The sequence below is a fragment of the Occallatibacter sp. genome (assembly GCF_049510455.1).
Taxonomy (GTDB): Bacteria; Acidobacteriota; Terriglobia; order Terriglobales; family Acidobacteriaceae; genus Telmatobacter.
This window is the reverse complement of record NZ_JBEKYX010000005.1, coordinates 42,952-61,279: the sequence shown is the minus strand read 5'-3', so window position 1 is coordinate 61,279 and position 18,328 is coordinate 42,952. Positions and strand designations below refer to the sequence as shown.

At 56.4% G+C, this 18,328-nt stretch carries 15 protein-coding genes; 8 read left to right on the top strand and 7 right to left on the bottom strand.

The features are described from left to right. The first annotated feature begins 254 nt into the window (after positions 1 to 254). Positions 255 to 2,597, top strand: a complete 2,343-nt coding sequence (locus tag ABSG47_RS01855) for a tetratricopeptide repeat protein (protein ID WP_424165628.1) — start codon at positions 255 to 257, stop codon at positions 2,595 to 2,597. On the opposite strand, the gene ABSG47_RS01850 is transcribed toward ABSG47_RS01855, so the two are convergent. Next, positions 2,594 to 3,637, bottom strand: a complete 1,044-nt coding sequence (locus tag ABSG47_RS01850; protein ID WP_424165625.1) for a PGN_0703 family putative restriction endonuclease — start codon at positions 3,635 to 3,637, stop codon at positions 2,594 to 2,596. The two genes, ABSG47_RS01855 and ABSG47_RS01850, sit on opposite strands and share 4 nt — an antisense overlap. A gap of 127 nt (positions 3,638 to 3,764) precedes the next feature. Here ABSG47_RS01850 and ABSG47_RS01845 point away from each other — a divergent pair, with 127 nt between their 5' ends. The 4 genes from ABSG47_RS01845 to ABSG47_RS01830 all read left to right on the top strand — a co-directional run bounded on the left by ABSG47_RS01845 (position 3,765) and on the right by ABSG47_RS01830 (position 9,886). Continuing rightward, positions 3,765 to 4,439, top strand: coding sequence for a response regulator transcription factor (locus ABSG47_RS01845; RefSeq protein ID WP_424165623.1), 675 nt, complete (start codon positions 3,765 to 3,767; stop codon positions 4,437 to 4,439). Further along, on the top strand, positions 4,439 to 5,869 hold the full coding sequence (locus ABSG47_RS01840) for an ATP-binding protein (protein ID WP_424165621.1): 1,431 nt from the start codon (positions 4,439 to 4,441) through the stop codon (positions 5,867 to 5,869). The genes ABSG47_RS01845 and ABSG47_RS01840 overlap by 1 nt, the downstream gene beginning before the upstream one ends. Before the next feature lie 680 nt (positions 5,870 to 6,549). Further along, on the top strand, positions 6,550 to 9,408 hold the full coding sequence (locus ABSG47_RS01835; RefSeq protein WP_424165618.1) for a TonB-dependent receptor domain-containing protein: 2,859 nt from the start codon (positions 6,550 to 6,552) through the stop codon (positions 9,406 to 9,408). Positions 9,409 to 9,529: 121 nt separating this feature from the next. Then, on the top strand, positions 9,530 to 9,886 hold the full coding sequence (locus tag ABSG47_RS01830; protein ID WP_424165615.1) for a c-type cytochrome: 357 nt from the start codon (positions 9,530 to 9,532) through the stop codon (positions 9,884 to 9,886). A gap of 144 nt (positions 9,887 to 10,030) precedes the next feature. Here the strand turns inward: ABSG47_RS01830 and ABSG47_RS01825 are convergent, their stop codons facing one another. Next, positions 10,031 to 10,306 carry a hypothetical protein gene (locus ABSG47_RS01825; RefSeq protein ID WP_424165612.1) on the bottom strand — a complete coding sequence of 92 codons (276 nt, stop codon included), beginning with the start codon at positions 10,304 to 10,306 and terminating at the stop codon, positions 10,031 to 10,033. A gap of 573 nt (positions 10,307 to 10,879) precedes the next feature. On the opposite strand from ABSG47_RS01825, the gene ABSG47_RS01820 reads away from it, so the two are divergent. Continuing rightward, on the top strand, positions 10,880 to 11,302 hold the full coding sequence (locus ABSG47_RS01820; RefSeq protein ID WP_424165610.1) for an FtsX-like permease family protein: 423 nt from the start codon (positions 10,880 to 10,882) through the stop codon (positions 11,300 to 11,302). Positions 11,303 to 11,478: 176 nt separating this feature from the next. Here the strand turns inward: ABSG47_RS01820 and ABSG47_RS01815 are convergent, their stop codons facing one another. The 5 genes from ABSG47_RS01815 to pncB form a co-directional block, all read right to left on the bottom strand. After that, complete coding sequence (locus tag ABSG47_RS01815) at positions 11,479 to 12,039, bottom strand: c-type cytochrome (protein ID WP_424165608.1); 561 nt, start codon at positions 12,037 to 12,039, stop codon at positions 11,479 to 11,481. Positions 12,040 to 12,129: 90 nt separating this feature from the next. Next, on the bottom strand, positions 12,130 to 13,350 hold the full coding sequence (locus tag ABSG47_RS01810) for a PQQ-dependent sugar dehydrogenase (protein WP_424165606.1): 1,221 nt from the start codon (positions 13,348 to 13,350) through the stop codon (positions 12,130 to 12,132). Positions 13,351 to 13,585: 235 nt separating this feature from the next. Then, complete coding sequence (locus tag ABSG47_RS01805; protein WP_424165604.1) at positions 13,586 to 14,284, bottom strand: carbohydrate-binding protein; 699 nt, start codon at positions 14,282 to 14,284, stop codon at positions 13,586 to 13,588. A 183-nt stretch (positions 14,285 to 14,467) separates the two neighbouring features. Then, positions 14,468 to 15,508: a PI-PLC domain-containing protein gene (locus ABSG47_RS01800; protein WP_424165602.1), complete on the bottom strand. Its 1,041-nt coding sequence runs from the start codon at positions 15,506 to 15,508 to the stop codon at positions 14,468 to 14,470. Between the two features lie 107 nt (positions 15,509 to 15,615). After that, positions 15,616 to 16,920, bottom strand: coding sequence for a nicotinate phosphoribosyltransferase (pncB, locus tag ABSG47_RS01795; protein WP_424165600.1), 1,305 nt, complete (start codon positions 16,918 to 16,920; stop codon positions 15,616 to 15,618). 530 nt (positions 16,921 to 17,450) lie between these two features. On the opposite strand from pncB, the gene ABSG47_RS01790 reads away from it, so the two are divergent. Both ABSG47_RS01790 and ABSG47_RS01785 read left to right on the top strand, forming a co-directional pair. Then, the gene (locus tag ABSG47_RS01790; RefSeq protein ID WP_424165598.1) at positions 17,451 to 18,095 is read left to right on the top strand and encodes a sigma-70 family RNA polymerase sigma factor; all 645 of its coding nucleotides are present in this window, start codon (positions 17,451 to 17,453) and stop codon (positions 18,093 to 18,095) included. After that, positions 18,092 to 18,328 carry an anti-sigma factor family protein gene (locus ABSG47_RS01785; protein WP_058186556.1) on the top strand — a complete coding sequence of 79 codons (237 nt, stop codon included), beginning with the start codon at positions 18,092 to 18,094 and terminating at the stop codon, positions 18,326 to 18,328. Before ABSG47_RS01790 ends, ABSG47_RS01785 begins: the two co-directional genes overlap by 4 nt.

Here is an 18,328-nt window from a genome sequence, read left to right as displayed (position 1 = left end):
CCCTCTTCCTTCTGAGTGCGCGACGTTGGTCTTCGCAACCAGGTCTTCGGTATGGTGCATCCTGATTGCCGCGCTTGCACCTTTTCTCACGCCCGTGCTCGCCAACCCAACTGACTCATCACAATCTCAATTCCTCCACCTTTGGATGGAGGACACTCCACGTATCCACTCTGTTACCGTTCATCCAGTTCCAGTGGAAAAGGCCCCGTCATCCGCTCCGCCGGAACGCAAGTTTCCGGGGAGACCGTCGCACAATGTCAAAATCTGCATTGCGCCGTATGTTGCTGGTTTCATTGGCTGTCGCCGCCTGTCTTACTGCGACATGGGCCGTCCGCGCCGCCACTGATCCCAAGTCGGTCTCTGGGTCCAATGCATCTTCCGACACCTCCGCCACTGCCGGTGCGGCCTACACAGCAGCCATCAAGGTCACCGGGCCCACAACGTCGTTCCATAACTCAGTCGCCGCGCGTTACAACTATGCGTTCGGCAAGGACTCTCCGTTTCTGCCCTCAAACGCGACGAGCGTGAACGGTCAATTCCTCAGTCCCAAGGCCTTCTACACTGCCGAATATTGCGGTCACTGTCACAAAGAGGCCTACCACCAGTGGCGCCAGTCGGTTCACGCCAACAGTTTTCGCGCTCCCTGGTATCTGAAGAGCGTCAACATGCTCATCGACGAGAAGGGCGTTCAGTATTCCCGTCACTGCGAAGGCTGCCACAATCCCGTTGCTCTGCTTTCCGGTGATCTTTCGCAGGGAATGCCCAAGAAGCGGCCTTTTGAAGACGAGGGCGTTACCTGCTCTACCTGCCACTCCATTCAGTCAACGGATGCCACAGGAACCGGCAGCTACGTCATGGGTATTCCCGCTGTCATTGTGGATGAAAACGGCGCGCCCATCACCCGCTCCGTCACCGACGCGGAAATCCTCACCCACCTCGACCGCCATTCCAAAGCAGTCATGAAGCCGCTCTATAAAACCACTGAATTTTGCGCAGCCTGCCACAAAGCCGCCATCCCTGCCTCACTCGACAACTATAAGTGGCTTCGCGCCATCTCCTTATATGACGAGTGGCAGGCCGCCAGCTTCACCAAACAGTCGCCGCTTCCCTTCTATCGCAAAGACTCCGTCTCCAACTGCCAGACATGCCACATGAACCGCGAGGCATTGCCTGCGGGCTCTGACGATCCGGGCGCGAAAGAAGGCAAATTCGCTTCTCACCGCTGGCTCGGCGCTAACACCCTGATGGCGCAGTACTACAAGTACGATGAGCAAGCCCAGAAGACTGCCGACTTCCTCAAGAACAGCTATGACGGCAAAGGCGTCTTCAACGTCGACATCTTCGCACTTGAAAAAGAAAGCGCCGCCGCAGCCGACACGAACAAGGTCCTTGTCGCTCCGCTTGGCCTCACCCATTACGCCATCGCTGCCGGTGAAGCCTTCACCGCCGACGTCGTCATTCAGAACAAGGGCATAGCCCACTCGCATGTTCCCGAGCAGCGCGACTTTTATGAGTCATGGGTCAACTTTATCGTCAAGGATGGGTCCGGCAAAACTATCGCTGAGAGTGGCTTCCTGCAGCCCGATGGCAACCTTGATCCTTCTGCCCACTCCTTTACCAATCGCCTCATCAACAACAAAGGCGAGCTGAACGATCTCCACCAGATATGGCACAACCGCGTTCTCGCCTACAACAACACCATCCAGTCAGGCCGCTCGCAGCTCGTGCGCTATCGCTTCCGGCTCCCAAAGAACATCACCGGCCAGTTCGCCATTACCGCTATCGTCAAATACCGCCGCTTCAATCAGCACTTCATCGATTACGCGATGGATCAAAAGCACTATCCGGTGCCGATCATTGACATGGCCTCGCAAACCCGCACCCTCACCATCGGCGACAACGAGCCCTCGAAGCCCATGCAGGGGGAAAATCCTGAGTGGATGCGCTGGAACAACTACGGCATCGCGCTTCTCGATGCCCAGCAGTACGATGCCTCGGTCCACGCCTTTGAACGCGTTGCCGCTCTGCGACCGGATTATGCTGATGCCTTCACCAACATGGGAATCGTGCAGATATCGTGGGAGCGCTATAACGATGCCAAGGGCAATCTCGCCAAGGCTCTTACACTCCTCCCCGGCGATCCTCGTGCGCTCTACTACCGCGCTCTCGTAGAACGAAATGCCGGCTATATCCAGGATGCCATCGCCGATCTTGAAGCTGTCTTGGTCAAGTATCCCCGCGCCCGCGACGCTCTCCGCGAACTGGGCTTCAGCTACTACCAGCAGCACGATTACGTAAAATCGCGGGAAGCCTATGAACGTCTCCAGGCCATCGACCCCGATGATCTCGCCGCTCATTACCAGCTCGCCATTCTCTATCGCCGCCTCGGCGATAAGGAACGCGCCGCTATCGAGTCCGCCAAGTTCGCCGACCAGAAGGACGATCCTACGGCCTCTGCTTACGCGCTGCAGTTCCTTAGCAAACATCCCGAGGTCGCTGCGGAAAGCGTCGTCTGGCATACGCACGACCTCACCGGCGACCCGATCAAGAAACCTGCGAAGATCGATTACACCTATATCCCCGGCGCGGGACGCTAACTTCTGCGTTCCGCCGCAACAATCCCGTATTTCACTTCAAGAAACTCCCGCAGCTCGCGCGGCAATACCGCTGCAAGCTCCTGCCAGGTCAGCACCTTCAGCCGCGTCTTCATCTCTGCGTCCCTCACCGCCCTCAACACCGTAAACCAAGCCTCGCGCAGATCGGGCCTGCGTTCGTCGTGAATCACGCAGAAGCTGCATCCGGTCGCATGCGCCGCCAGCACATTGCGTATCAGTTGATAGCCCGCATAGCCTGCCTTAGCCGATGTAGTCCGCCACGCACGCGCTGCAATCTCTGCCTGATATTCCCGCGCAATCTCGCTATCCTCAGTCCCAGGTTCCCATTCTTGTGTAAACTCCTCCGGCATTTCAGTAGCTGCTCTGCGTCGTGCTTCACGTATCTCCACATGCGGCAGCAACTCCCGGTCAAAGACCGTTTCAAAATCTCTATACGCCTCCACAACAGCCGAAGCGCGCACCTGAAAATCCAGCTCCGTCAGCTTCGCCTCTACTAACAGGCCGTCCCATCGCATATCCACTTCTGTGCGATCCGTCAGCCCATTCTTCAGTGGCACGCGCGCCTTCCAACCAAACACAGGCTCACCCTGCGTTTCCATTCCCAGCATTCGCCTCACGTTTCCGCTCTCGGCCACCCCAGGCGCACAAAACACATTCATCAGCAGCGCATCAGAGCTCATGCACGAGTCGAGTTCCTTCCACTTGCGCCCAGGCTCATCCAGCAGCTTTGGCAACCCGCGCCCGCCCGTATGCACTTTGTTCAATCGCTTCACCCAATCAGGCTGTGCCGCAATTGCCTCGTACGCGGCATTGAAGAAATTTCCATGTATCATGCGCCCATCCGGGTCCATCTGTGGCGCGTATACAATCACGGACTCGCCACCCACACTCTCCACGTGGCAACGGCCCGCTGCATACTGCCGGTTACACTCTGCAATCTCCTGTCGAAGTCGTCCGGCGTAAAGCCCCGCTTTCGATCCCTGCATCATGGCAAAAACCTTCGTTCCGCGCTCGCAACTCACTATGCTGCCGTTCCAAGACCTGCTTCTGAAGGACCTTACATTATTAGAGCGCCCTAAGACGGCGGTCTGTTTAACGTGACATTCATATTTCATACACGAAGTCTTGATACTCTGCCTCCTGACCGCAATGAACATCCTCCTCATTGAAGACGACAAGCGTATTGCCGCCCTCCTGGACCGCGGCCTGCGAGAAGATGGCCACAGCGTATCCATCTCTTATAGCGGGACCGAGGGTGCCGAAATGATGCTCGGCAATAAGTTTGATGTTGCGCTGCTCGATATCCTTCTTCCCGGCATGACAGGACTGTCTGTTCTTGAAAAGGTGCGCTCCCGGCGCTGCACAACGCCAATCCTGATGTTGACGGCGGTTGATTCTGTGCCGAAGGTGCTGGAGGCCTTCGACCTTGGGGCCGATGATTATTTGGTCAAGCCATTCCTGCTGGAGATTCTTTTGGCGCGCGTGCGCGCCATCACACGCCGTTCGAAAAATGCAGCGCCGCTTATTCTACAGGCTTCTGGCATCACATTGGACTGCACACAGCGCATTGCCATGCGCGACGGACAGACGGTGGCACTGACACAAAAGCAGACTACATTGCTTGAAGTCCTGATGCGCCGCTGTGGATTAGTCACTCCGCGCGAAGAGCTGATTGAAGCTGGGTGGGGGAGTGCGGACAAGGTTAAGGCCAACACACTTGATGTCTATATTCATAGCCTGCGCACCAAGCTGAAAGACGATGAAGCAAACCGTCCCTTGATTCGTACGGTCCACGGCACTGGTTATATCTTCGTGAACGAGTAATGTATCCACTTTCCATACGCGCTAAGCTGACCCTCTGGTATCTGTTGGTGGCGTTCGCAGGCATGCTGCTGTTTGGCGTTATCTCTTATGCAGTCCTGCACTACGCGCTGCTGCAGGAAAAGAAGATCCATCTTCTGGGCCGCGAAGAACGGCTGCTCCGTCTGCTTGCGGACAATCGCTCACAGCATATTTCTGTGCCCATCGAAGCACAACTGCAGAATTATGCGTTGGTGACGCATGAAGGTAATTTGTTTCAACTGCGCGGGCGGGACGGGACCGTCTTGTTCCCAACCGGCACGCAGAATACGGATTGGGCGTTCTCGGATTCTTCCGGATGCCGTCGTTGGCGTTTTCAAGTTGTGCAGCTGGATGGCGCGCCAACGATGGTGATGTGCCATGCAATCGAATTCCAGGGAGCGGAGGCGCGGCTCTATGAGGGCGGCTCCTTGGAGCAGGAGATGGACATCCTTCGCATCTATAGGAATGCGCTACTGTTCCTTCTTCCGGGATTGCTGATTCTTTCCTCTTTCTGTGGCTATTTTCTGAGTCGGCGCGCAATGTCCCCCGTCGATCGGCTGACAAAAGCAGCTCTGGATATTGGAGTTGGCGACCTTTCGGCAAGGGTGTCCGTGCCGAAAGCCCGGGATGAGGTGCGGCAGCTCGCCGAAGCCTGGAATCAATTGCTGGACCGGCTGGAGGCGGCCGTATCACGTCTGAGCCAGTTTTCCGCCGATGTGTCCCACGACCTTCGCACCTCAATTACGGTGATTCTTGCCACCGCCCAACTAGCGCTTAAACGCAGCCATACCGAGGAAGAATATCGCGACGATCTGAACCGTATCGTAAATGAGTGCTGCATGGGAGCTACTCTGCTGGATGCGCTTCTGTCGCTCGTGCAAAGCAAGAACTTTATCCATGAAGTGACATTCCAGCGCATCGATCTTTGCGCCCTTGTAGTGAGTGGTTGCCGGCGCGTCGAGGATCTCGCCGAATCGAATGGAGTTTTGCTTGATTGGGACTTGCCCGGACAGCCGGTTCATATTGAAGGGAACGAATTGCTGATTAGCCGGCTTCTGAGTATTCTGCTGGACAACGCGATCAAGTACACGCCAGAAGAAGGAGAGATTCACGCCGAGGTCTTTGTCAATGGGAACGAGGCCGGCGTAGTCGTCCGCGATACTGGAGTGGGCATCGCGTCCGGCGCACAGGAGCAGATTTTTGAACGCTTCTATCAGGCGGACTTGAGGGAAAGGAAAACACAGGTTGGCTGCGGCCTGGGCCTTTCTATAGCTCGCTGGATCGCCGACGCGCATCGTGCCCGGATTACGCTGAACAGCATGCCAGGCCAGGGATCCTCATTCACGGTAGTGTTTCCTCTTACATTGCAGCAGCACGAGGAGCAGGAATTGAATGCTCTCGTCTCAATCTGAACCAGCGATATCCTCTTACCTTCAGTTACTGCAGAGAGTTCTCCACAAGATGGAGAGAAGCATGCAAAAGGTGACATAACGGCTCGAACAACGGTCCACAGTCCAGCGGAGATGGCAATGCGTTGAGACGAACACTGCAAGAAACACTCTGTCGTGTCACTTGAAGCACGTGTCAGTACATCAAAAACCTGAAACACTCCTGAAGCGAATCTGACATTTGATTCATGTTGTACTCCCGGTCTTTCTCGCTCATCCGCACCTCGAGGCTAATAAGGATGTTGCGCACAACCCTCACAAAACAGGCGTGCTCGCAGGCTGGCGTAGATCGGTACCTGCTGATCGACATCTTGCAAATCCTGTGTCATCGCCACGCGCGGAACCCCTTGTAATCAGATATTCATGCAACCCCATTAAGTTTCAGGTACTACAGAGCCCAACGCGGCCAATGGCACACCATGCACGTGCGCTAATAGTGTTCCTTGGAACATGTCATTTACTGTTCCAGATTTGCACGTCGCACTATGCAAGGTTTGTGAGGAGTCTCGTATGGGCTCAGTCTAGTTGTGATGCAATGCAGCTGACTCTAAGGGTTAAGCGATGTGCAGACCACATAGTTTGCTGGTTCGCTCTACTCAAATTGAAAAACGTTTAAAAAACCATCTTGCTTTCTGGAGGCAGAAGTGAAACAAGTTATTGCAAGGAAGGGGCGAATTTTTTTCATCTTTGCTCTCATCGCCTTCCTTCTCCCTGCATTCGTGCTCCACGCTCAGGACGCCGGAGCCCGCGTAAACGGAAACATCACCGATGCGCAGGGCAAGGCTGTCGTCAGCGCTGACGTTACTGTGACCAATGCCAAAACGGGAGCTACCAAGACGGCCAAGGCCGACAACAACGGTGCTTACTCAATAGAAGGCCTTTCCGCCGGAACCTATAACGTGAGCGCAAGTGCAATTGGCTTCGCCGGGGCTTCAAAGACCAGCATTGTCGTCACCGCCGGACAGACCGCTCAGGTGAGCATCGCCCTTGGCGTCAGCTCCGTCATGCAGCAGATTGAAGTCAACGCCGGCGTCGATTCCATTGCCGCACAGGCTGCGCCTAGCGGCGGATTTCTCGACGAAGGTTCACCGCAATCCCTCGTATCCAACACCTACATCGAGAACTTTACTTCGCCCATCGCGGACTTCGGCGAGTTGGTGCAGATTGTTCCCGGCGCCTTCACCACCAGCTCCAATGGTGTCGGCCTCGGCCAGAGCAAAACCTATTTCCGCGCATTCGCCGATGGTGAGTACAACATCGACTTCGACGGCATTCCCTACTACGACACGAATACGCCTACTCACCACTCCTGGGCATTCTTCCCTTCGCAGTGGATCGGCGGCGTCGACTTCGACCGCAGCCCGGGTACTGCTTCCACTATTGGACCAACGCCCTTTGGCGGCTCCATGCATCAGTTCTCCAAACCTCTCTCCAATGAGCTCAACATCCGCGGCACCGCCTCGTATGGCACCTGGAACACCAAGCTCTATGACGCTGCCTTCAACTCCGGAAACTTCGGTCTCTTCGGCGGAGATAAGAAGTCAAACCTCTTCGTCGACGTACACCGCATGACTTCGGATGGCTACCAGAGCTTCAACTACAATGAGCGCGACGCAGGCTCGCTGCTCTACCAGTACACCTTCTCGCCGCGCACGGTGCTCACCGGCTTCTCTGGCGTCATTCACCTTTACTCGAATGGCCCTAACATCTCCTCCTCACGCTGCATGATGTACGGAACTTCCGCAACTGGCTCTTATGGCTGCACTGAGAATTTGTACCTGAATGGCGCCAGTACGCCCACAGCGGTTACGCTGCCGCAAACCGGGGCTGGAATTAAGTTCCTGATGACGAATAATTCCGACCCGGCGAGCTGGTTCAATTTCCAGTACAACTCTTATGTTGTGCCCACGGACTTTGAGTACGTCGGCCTCAAGACAGAGTTTGGCAAAGGCTGGTATCTCGAAGTCAAGCCTTACACCTACAACTACGACAACGGCGAGAAGTACTCGAACGCCACCCCAATCACCCATGCCACCACAATGGCCGAGCTTCCCGGGTCGTATCTGGCTTCGACTTCGGCAACAGGCAAGGACTCACTGTACTACCTCGGCACGGCTGTTGCGCCTTGCAATGTGCAGGTTGTCAAGAAGGGCATAGCTGCTCTCCCTTGCGGCATTGACAAGTACAACAGCTACCGCAAATATGGAGAAATTGCTCAGATCTCGCAAACCTCCACCTTCGGCGTTTTCCGCGCAGGCATGTGGTACGAGTGGGCCAGGACCAACCGCCACCAGTACCCTAGCGACCCGCTTAACAACTGGGCTGATCAGGCGCTGTCCAAGTTTAATGAGCGCTTCTGGACCAATTCGTATCAGCCTTACGCTGAATATGAGTTCCACGTCACGCCGAAGTTCAACGTAACCACTGGCGTCAAGTTTGCCGGTTATACCTTCGACATTCTCCACTTCGCTGACGACGGCTCAACAGTTGGCAATCTGGGCTGCACAAGCGTCACCGCACCCTGTCCGAACACGATCACCAACACTGGCAACTTTACCGCCTGGCTCCCGTCGCTGGATCTGAACTACCGTGTCCGGCCGAACTGGTCATTCTACGGCCAGGCTTCCACGGGCAGCGTAGTCCCGCCAAGCGCAGTCTACGACTACAACCAGACCGCAGCCTCTGCCAATGCGGCCGTTCCGCAGATTGCGATCCAGCCCAAGCAGCAGAAGAGCAGTGCTTACCAGGCGGGAACCGTATTCAAGGCCAACCGCGTTTCCATCGATGCCGATGCTTATATGGTTCGTTTCCAGAGCGGCTACTCGTCCACCACAGATACAGTCACCACGGATCCGGACTACGGCGATACCATCTACTACCTGCAGCCCAGTTCCACAGCCAAAGGACTGGAATTCGAAAGCACAGTCGTCCTCGCTCCTGGGCTGAGTCTCTACCTCAACGGAACTGCCGGCACTGGCTATTATCGCGGCCAGATGAATGCCAATCTTGCCAACTATCCCGCCAATCCTGTGTATCAGAGGGTGCCCAGCGGCCTTTGGGTTCAGCAGACGCCAACCGATACCGAGGCGCAGGGACTCACCTATGGCCACTACGGGTTTGAGGCTGGCATCTTCAACAAGCGCATCGGCGAGGAGCGAATGGACAACGGCCAGTATCACAATCAGGCCATTGTCGATCCATTCAGCACACTCGATACCTACTTCAACTACACCATTCGCAACCACTCCATCTTCGACCAGACGAAGATTCGTCTGAGTGCTACAAACCTTATGGATTCCCACAACCTCCAGACACTTACGCTTGGCAACTCCGCGGTTCCCGCCGGCGACATTCCCGGAACCTGTGGCACAACGGCCAAGCCGGCGGCCTGTGTGGACCAGTTCAACGCAACTACTACACTCGGCGGCGCCGACCTGCCGAGCATCATGGCCGGCCGCAGTTTCGCCGTCACTGTCACCTTCGGCTTTGCACCACGGCGCTAAATCTGCTAACGCCACAACACCTTGGCCGCGTATGGATTCCATGCGCGGCCATCACTTTTCACTATGCGCGTCCACCGATCGATGGAACGCCAACTTTGCTCTGACATGCGAAAATACTCCCGTGAGATTCCACAAGACTTTCTTTGCATTCCTCTGTTTCTTACTGCTTGGCTCGACAGCTCTGGTCTACGGCTCGGATACAAAATCGGCTGAGATGGCTGGAGCCGTTCTCTACCGCGATAAAGGCTGCGGATTTTGTCATGGCGCTAGCCTTGAAGGCACCAAGAAGGCACCGGTGCTTGCTGAAATCCGCAAGCAAAAGGCCATGACCAACGAGAAAATCTCTACTCAGATTCTTGATGGCGGGACCAAAATGCCACCTTTTCGCGAGTCGCTCTCGGATGAGGAGATTCAGCAATTGATTGCGTTTCTGCGGGCTAAAAACCGTCCCACGCCGCCGCCTGCGGCGCAGCAGTAGCTGTTCGGATTTGGACAATGGCTTGAGTTATCCTGTGCAGCCTCCGTTCCGAAGCGGCTTTGTTTGTTCGGATTATGGCCATTTCCACACTCCTTATAGAAATCTTTATGCGATCTTCATTCCGGGACTGTGCAACTGCACAGTCTAGTTTTCCGAGCTGAGCAGGTAGCGGGCGATGGCCAGGAATTCCTTGTCGTTGAGGGGTTCGAGGTTGGCGCGGCCTACCTTGTTGATCTTCAGAAGTTCGCGGTGGAAGTCGATGGCTGAGCCGGGACGCATCCCGTCTCCTGAGTCAGAGAGATGGCGGAGGGTGAATAGAAAATCCGCCACGATTGAGGAGATAGACGAGTGATGCCGGTTCGCGTAGACGCGAGCGGCTTTGTAGACTTCATCGGGAACACGGACGGTCAGGTTTCGCATGATGTAAGCTCCTTTTACAGAGATCAGGGTTCAGAGATCAGAGATCAGAAAAGCAAAAGGCCCGAATCCGGTGGGATTCGGGCCTTGGTTATTTCTGCTTATTCCAGTGTGGCATAAAGGCTAATAATCTTATGCAAATTCCGCGAAGAATTTTGCGCTGATGATAAAGGGGTTACAAACTATTTTTCGCGGGAGGGCTTGACAAAGATTTCCACAGGGGGCGAAGCGGGTAGAGTTGAGCCTGTTTAACCCACATACCGGAAGGACGGCAGGCTTGGTGGAGGATTGCATTCGGCTGTTTGCGTCAACCGAGGATCGTGCCTCGATGAGTGCCGCGGCGATTATGCATGAATCGAAGACGGGGGCTCGACGGAACCGGAAAACTGAGGTTCGTGCTATCCCAGGTCCGAGAATCCAGACCAGGGGCACCCTCGTGTTTTGCTCGGTGGAGTTCCCTAAGACCTGGGCCATCCGGCCTTGAGAAAATGCCAAAATGAGCGTTATGACATCTGCCGGTGCGGCGTTTTATGCTGAAGTCGATTTTGGGTTGAAAAATCGAGAGGATTTGATGGTATGAGCCGGATAGACGACGATCTTCGATTATGGAAGGTCATCACAATCTCGGGCGCGACCTGCGCCTGTATGGCGACGATCATTTTGGCGGTTGGCTTTTTCGGAATTGTGTCGCTGCATGTCTCAGAGCGCAGGAGGGAAATAGGCATTCAGATTGCGCTCGGCGCGAACAAGACCCAGGTTTGCACTTCAATGATGAAGAGGCTGCGGCGTTCGATTTTGATTGGGCTGGCGTTTGGCTCCGTTGGAGCTATTCTTGCGGCAGCAGGGCTTGCGGAACTTTATAGCTTGAGTGCAAGGTCTGTTTTTGGAGGATATATCGCCGGCCTGGTTTTGCTCGGAATGCTCCTGGCTGCCGCCGCATACGTGCCGCTCAGGCGTGCACTAGCCGTTTCTCCTATAGAATGCCTGTCGAGCGAGTAATCGCGCTGTAATCCCTCTCCCCATTGGGGGCCTACGTCTTCACTGCTGTAAGCCGCGCAAAAATGGGTGCGCCATGTCAGGATTTTCGGACCTGGGAGGCCGGCGAATCAGGCACGAAGCGTCATCCTCACAACCTCCGGGGCCGTCAGCACGACCTTGAGCAAGGCGGCGAACCGCTACGGTGAGGGAGGAAGCGAGGAAAGATAGCGTACCAGGTCGTTGAGATCGTCTGCCGCGATCTTTCCTTCATAGGGAGGCTCAGGATGGATGCTGCCTGAGCCGGAGGATGGATGGTGATTCGCAATAGCTGCCCGCAACTCATCCACAGTGTGCCGTGCTCCCACTCCGTTCAACGATGGCGCGGTGGAGGCTCCCTGTTGTTCGATGCGATGGCAGCCAAGACAATTGTTCTCGGCAATCATGCGCTTTGCGCGTTCGATTTCGGAGTGGTTTGGCGCGGTGGGAGTTTCTGAGGCTGCCGGCGGCGCAGCCGGTTTTGCATCGGCCGGAACAGGCTTATCCAACGAATAGAACTTATCCAGGTACAGGACGACGCTGTCCAGGTCTTCCTTTGTGCCGTCGGTGCCGCGAGAGGCCATTTCAAAGACACTCTTTTGCCAGTCATCCGGAGTTTTCTTGACAGCGGTCACCATATCGGCGCGGTGACATGCCGTGCAGTTATGGACGAATTCCGCTTTACCTTTACCGTCCGGCAGGGTCTGAGGGGCCTGGCTCAAGAGGGGCATCCCGCACAGAAACGCGCAGGCTGTCCAAAACACCGGTTTCAGTTTATGGTTCATATCGCCTGGTTCTCCCGGTTCGGCGCCCTATTTCGCCGTCACGCGGACAAGGCGACCCGGTTTTGCGTCTTCGATCATCCACAGTGCTCCGTCCGGAGCGACCTCCACGTCGCGGACTCGGAATCCTACATCCCAACGCTCAGCAGTCTGCGCTCCACCCTTGCCGTCGAAGGTGATACGGATGAGCGCCTTCGAGATCAACCCGCTGGCGAATGCCGAGCCATTCCACTGGGGGAACATGGCGCCTTTGTAAAACATGAGGTTGCCCGGCGCGATGACCGGAACCCAATAGATCACAGGCTCGGTGAGGTCAGCGCGTTTGTCAGGTGTGGGAATGGACACGCCGTTGTAGTTGACTCCATAAGAGACCAGCGGCCAGCCATAATTTTTGCCGGGCTCGATCAGGTTGAGCTCATCGCCGCCGCGAGGGCCGTGTTCCAGCTCCCACAGCCGTCCATCCGGCGCAAAGGCCAGGCCATAGGGCGTGCGGAGTCCGGTGGCCCAGGTCTCAGACGGCGTCAGGTTTGGACCGGGAAAGGTATATGTCCTTACGACCGGGGCGGACTTTGCAGCTTCGGTGTCCGCGGGCGGGTCGATGACCGGCACGGTGGCCGAACCCTTCTTGCCGGCCATGGGATTGCCAGGGGCCGGCTTGCCATCGAGCGTGAGGCGCAGTATTTTGCCGAGCGGCTGGTTGGGATCCTGGGCCGGTGTCATGCGCTGCCTGTCGCCAGAGGAGAGAAAGAGGTATTTGTTATCAGGAGAAAAAGCGACCTCCGCGCCAAATTGGCCACCTTCCCCTCTTTCGCCATCGCGCCAGATCACCTTAAATTTTTCGAGGCTGGCCGTGTCCTGCGTGATCTTGAGCTGCGCCCGCGCAAGGGCAAGACTTGAACCGCCATCACCGGGTTCCGAATAGGTGAGGTAGATATTGTGGTCCTTAGAATAATTCGGCGATAGAAAGACGCCCAGCATTCCACCCTGGCCTCTCCACAAAACGGCTGGAGTGTTGGCAACCGGCGTCTTTGCGCCCTGCTGGGTAACCAGTTGCATTCCGCCGACCTTTTCGGTGATGAGCATTCTTCCGTCAGGCAGGAAGGCAATCTTCCAGGGTAAATTCAACGTGGTAACCTGGGTCACGGTAAAGGGCAGGTTTGGATCGGATTTCTGCTCACCGGCGTTGACCTGCGCCGATGCGCCTCTCATGGTCACCGCAAGAAACAGTCCCGCGATCAACAGGTGCTTCATAAGTGCTCTCCTCTTATGTTGATAATGCGCTTGGATATCGGACGATCTTTTTAGGTTACGCGAATGTACTCGCTTGCAAACTTCATGCACTTCTAGAGTATCGCGCTCAGGCGGCTTGTGAAATTGGCAAGGAGAAACGCGCCTTGCTTTACTAAACATCCATACGGGACCCGAGCAGCTCAATGAATGAGCACTTGCTAACTGGGTCTCATTCGACGCCAGGCAGCGCCATGCGTCATTTCGGTGCCGGCTTGAAGTCGAAATAGCCGAGGTTCATCTGGCCGTTGGAGAGGATGTGGACGGTGAGGACGTTTTTGCCCTTGTCGAGATGGACTTTAAAAAGATTTGGGGCGAGGTTCCAATGGTGCCACTGACGCCAGGTTACCGGGTCGGCGGAATCGTAGGTGGACGGGATGCCGAGGGGCGATGTGGCGGGCTTTCCGTTGACGTCGATTGAGATGGTGGCGCCGCGGTTGGATGTGTAGAGGAAATCCGCGGTGTAGGTTCCGGCCTTTGCCACATCCACTGTGATGTTGAACCATTCGCCGGGTTCGGTCCAGCCGACGTAGAGCATGTCGCGTGGTGGAAGAACCTTGTCATAGGGGTTGTCGTCTACCGGATCAGGCTTGCGGTCGAATTTGACGAAGGAGGTGTCTACGCCTTCATTCATGCGGAATTCGTGGAGGTAGGTTCCGTCCGCGGTGTTGAGTTCTCCGCTGCCGTGATTCTTCGCGTCGATGTCGTGATAGGCGATGCCTTCGCCGCCGAAGTCGTAGTAGGCGCAGAAGACCCGGCCGGGGATTTTCTGCGGGCCGTCATGGTAGCGGCTATCGCCGTAGGGTGTACCTTTGTATTGGCTCGGGAAGGATTGAGCGTTGGCTGCTGCGACCGTGAATGCGGCGATGAGAGATACGGAGAAGATTTTCGTTCTCATGGTTTGGTTCCTTCGAGCAGTAGTTATTTCTTTGCAAGTATCCCATGCGGCAAGAATGATGGCTGGCGCGTTGTTTAAGAGCCCGGGGCTGAAGTGTCTATTCCTATTTTTCATCTGTTTTCATGGGCCTGAAGGCCACTGCTCCCTCCGGTTTGTGCTTACTTGCCTTGGTGGGATGCTTTCTTATTTCTTTTCCTCGGGGCGGAGGTTCTGCGAGTTCTGCTTCATGTATCTGGCGAGGTCTTCATACTGATCGCTGGCGACAAAGTTTACCCCTGCTGCGATGGCGGCCTTCCAGCGCGTGGCTACGGCCGCCCTGCTGCCGAAGTTATAGTAGCTTCCCCAGCCCTGATCTTCGTCCGGCGCGAATCCGTCCAGCGTGTAGAAGCGAATCCAGTAGCCGAGCTTGTGCGCGTGATTTACAAGCGCACGCAGCCGCTTGTCATCCGTATCCGTCCACACAGTTGAACCGTGCTGGCCGCCTTCTTCCACTGTGTACCAACTACTGTTCCACCAGCGGCGGTAGTTTGTGGGACGCTCATTGAAGAGGTCTTCGACCGGAGCTGTGGCTTCCCAGTGCTGGATCTCTTTTCCGACGAGGCCCGCGGGCGGATTCTTTGTATGAGCGGAGCCGAAGACGCGCAGTTTTCCGCCTACGGGCACATTGTCAAAAAATACCTTCTGCTGATCGTCCGACTCTTCTGTGACGACCAATACGGGCTTGCGCTCCAGCGGCGAGAGGAGGCTTGCATCCTGGGTTTTGATTGCCGTTGAAAGCCACGGCTCATACTCGCCGAGCAGCTTCCAGACCGCGGCGAGAATCTCCGGACGATTGTCTTTGAAATCGAAATGGAGAACGACCACAGGCCAGCGGTCTTTATGGTTTTCTTTGATGGCCTGATCGATGACTGGACGCGCCTGATCGAAGAAGGACTCTTTCAGAGTGGGCTCTGCTCCGGTTGGCTTGGCCGAGTGCGAGACTACGACGCGGCCTGCTCCGGTGGCGGGGTCAACGTACCAGGCGAGATCCTGCTCGATGGATACCGGGTAGCCGGAGTTGAGAGCGCGGCGGACGCGGTCAGTCCACTTGCCATCGTATGGATAGCAGTTGTGCGCGTCGAGCATTGGCTGGTTGTGGTTGAGGAAATCGAGATGGGCGTTGGGATTTTGTGCGATGGCTGAACCGGCGACGAGCAAAGATGTTGCGAGCAGAGATAGCTTCATAAGGTTCTCCGAAAGACTGGCTGGCATTTGTGGCATCCCCGGTCTCCAAAAGCGGGAGACCGGGGGCACCCGGTTATCTTCACTGGATTCTGTGTGCGGTTCTCTGTTTATGCTTCGACGGGGGTGTCTGCGATGCCTTCAAGACCGAAGATGCGGCGGTAGCGTTCGACTTCTTCGGGTGGTCCCATTGCTTTGCGGTAGTTGTCTGAGAGCTTGACTGCCTGACGACCATCGACTTCGACCAGCTTGCAGACGAGGCTGATGGGATCGAAGCCGTCGCCGCCCTGCGGGTCGCAGTTGCGGAAGTCGTTGGTGAGGAGCGTGCCCCATCCGGCGCTGAAGCGGATTTTGCCGGAGAAGTAGTTGTGGAGTTCGAGGATTTTGTCTACATCGAGCGCGTCCGAGGCGATGAGGCGTTTGCGGCGCGGGTCGCGGTTGCGCTGCTCCAGCCATGCGATGTACTCATCGCCTGCGACGAAGGGGTCTTTGCTGTCGATGCGCTGGCCGGTCCAGTCGGCGACCCAGTCTGGGGCGTTGCGGAGGAACTGCGTGGTTCCGAAGGTGTCTGGCAGGAGGATCATCAGCTCGCCCTGATAGGTGCGCTGCCAGAGATCGAGGAGACGATATTGCGCCGTCTGTAGCTCTTCGTCTGTGTCAGCGAGAGCGGCGAGGGCCATGGGCAGCTCATGCGCGTTGGTGCCGATGGCTTCGAGGTCGTGCTTGTAGGCGAGGTAGGTGTTGGAGCTGCCGGTGAAGCTGGAGCCGAGGACGTCGCGCATGGCGATGACTACATACTCATGCCAGAGATAGCTGTGGCGGCGGCGGGTGCCGAAGTCGCTGATGCGGAGCGAGGGCATGCCGCGGAGGCGCTCCATTTTTTCCCAGAGGCGCGTTTTGGCGCGGGCGTAGAGGATGTCGAGGTCGAACTCGCTGAGGTTCTTCATTGCGGCGCGTGTCTTGAGTTCGTCGATGATGGAGAGGGCGTAGATTTCCCAGAGAGTTGTATCGGTCCAGAGGCCTTCGAAGCGGAGGGAGATTTGGCCGTCTTGCACGGAAAGCTGGTAGTCGGAGAGGCGGAAGTCCTGGTCGAGCCATTCGAGGAATTCGGACTCGAAGATGCCGCGCTTGCCGTAGAAGGTGTTGCCGGCGAGCCAGATCAGCTCCGACTTATGGAAGCGGAGCCTGCGGGTGTGTTCGAGTTGCTCGCGGAGTTCGTCGAGGACGATGATGTCGCCGAGGCGGACTGTGGTGGTGCGGTTCTGGAGTGCAAAGCAGGCGCGCGTGCGGGGGAAATGCTTCCAGATGAACTGGAGCATGAGGATCTTGTAGAAGTCGGTATCGAGGAGCGACCGGGTGATTGGGTCGAGCTCCCAGTTATGGTCGTGCGCACGGCGGGAGATGTTAACGATCACGATGCTACTAATTTATGGCATTGGAGCAGGATAGGTCGTGAGTGTTTTGTGACAATGAGGGTCTTTTCGGCGTTACAGGCCAGTTTGAAAAGCCTCCGGGGCTAAAGCCCTAGAACTAAAAATAGCTCGCTCGGCACGACTAAAGTCGTGCCCTGTTACAAAGCTCGCTCGGCACGACTAAAGTCGTGCCCTGTTACAAAGCTCGCTCGGCACGACTAAAGTCGTGCCCTGTTACAAAGCTCGCTCGGCACGACTAAAGTCGCGCCCTGTTACAAAGCTCGCTCGGCACGACTAAAGTCGTGCCCTGTTACAAAGCCTGTTCACGGTGAGTTGGCGGGAGTGCTGTCCCACCCATGCGCAAAAAACGCGCATGGATTGGGCACATGCTGAAGTCGTGCCCTGATACAAAACAATTCAAACCGAGCCATAACCGATCTTTGGAGCAGTTTTGCCCGGGGGGTCTGGTCCATTACACTGGTGTTTGCGGCCACCTCTGATTCCGCTGATAAGGATTTCCGCAACCGAATCGCATGGCGACCATCCAACCCATTGCAGGAGAGCTCGAGCCGCCGCACCCAGACGTTGCCCTTGTTGAGAGGGTACGCGGGGGCGATGTCTCGGCTTATGACGAACTCGTCCGCAAGTACGAGCGGCAGCTTTTTCGCATTGCGCAGCATATTACGCAGAATCGCGAAGACGCCGAAGACGTAATGCAGGACGCGTTTCTCAAGGCGTACGAAAAGCTTGAGCAGTTCCAGGGAAACTCGAAGTTCTACACATGGCTGGTTCGAATTGCAGTCAACGAGAGCCTGATGCGGCTGCGGAAGCGGCGGACAGGCAGGATGGTGTCGCTGGACGAGGACGTCGAGACCGAAGAGGGCTCCGTTCCGCGCGACCTGGCCGACTGGGACCCCGATCCGGAGCAGAACTATTCGCAGACGGAGCTCGGCGAGATACTGCGCAAGACAATTCAGGGGCTTCCGCCGGGGTTTCGCGTGGTGTTTACCCTGCGCGACGTGGATGGGCTTTCAACGGAAGAGACGGCCGAAACGCTTGGTTTGAGCGTTCCGGCGGTGAAATCGCGCCTTTTGCGGGCACGGCTGCAGCTTCGCGAGAGATTGAGCCGCTACTTTAAGCGGCGCAAAGCATCAACTAGTAGTGGAGGCAGCAAGTGACGTGCACTGAGTTTTTGGCAATGCTCGATGATTTGATCGATGACGCAGTTACTCCACAACTGCGCGCCGAGCTACAGGAGCATCTGCATGGGTGCGATCACTGCGAGGTGACCCTCTCGACGACGCGCAAGACCATTCAGATTTATCGGTCGCATGAGCTGTATGACATGCCTTCCGGCTTGCGTGAGCGGCTGCATGCGGCGATTATGGCGCGGTGTAAAAAGGGCTGCTGA

What these genes read in the sequence shown, in the direction of transcription:
- ABSG47_RS01820 (WP_424165610.1), top strand. Translation starts at nt 10,880, where the DNA reads ATGAGCCGGATAGACGACGATCTTCGATTATGGAAGGTCATCACAATC.
- ABSG47_RS01810 (WP_424165606.1), bottom strand. Translation starts at nt 13,350, where the DNA reads ATGAAGCACCTGTTGATCGCGGGACTGTTTCTTGCGGTGACCATGAGA.
- ABSG47_RS01825 (WP_424165612.1), bottom strand. Translation starts at nt 10,306, where the DNA reads ATGCGAAACCTGACCGTCCGTGTTCCCGATGAAGTCTACAAAGCCGCT.
- ABSG47_RS01855 (WP_424165628.1), top strand. Translation starts at nt 255, where the DNA reads ATGTCAAAATCTGCATTGCGCCGTATGTTGCTGGTTTCATTGGCTGTC.
- ABSG47_RS01805 (WP_424165604.1), bottom strand. Translation starts at nt 14,284, where the DNA reads ATGAGAACGAAAATCTTCTCCGTATCTCTCATCGCCGCATTCACGGTC.
- ABSG47_RS01845 (WP_424165623.1), top strand. Translation starts at nt 3,765, where the DNA reads ATGAACATCCTCCTCATTGAAGACGACAAGCGTATTGCCGCCCTCCTG.
- ABSG47_RS01790 (WP_424165598.1), top strand. Translation starts at nt 17,451, where the DNA reads ATGGCGACCATCCAACCCATTGCAGGAGAGCTCGAGCCGCCGCACCCA.
- ABSG47_RS01800 (WP_424165602.1), bottom strand. Translation starts at nt 15,508, where the DNA reads ATGAAGCTATCTCTGCTCGCAACATCTTTGCTCGTCGCCGGTTCAGCC.
- ABSG47_RS01840 (WP_424165621.1), top strand. Translation starts at nt 4,439, where the DNA reads ATGTATCCACTTTCCATACGCGCTAAGCTGACCCTCTGGTATCTGTTG.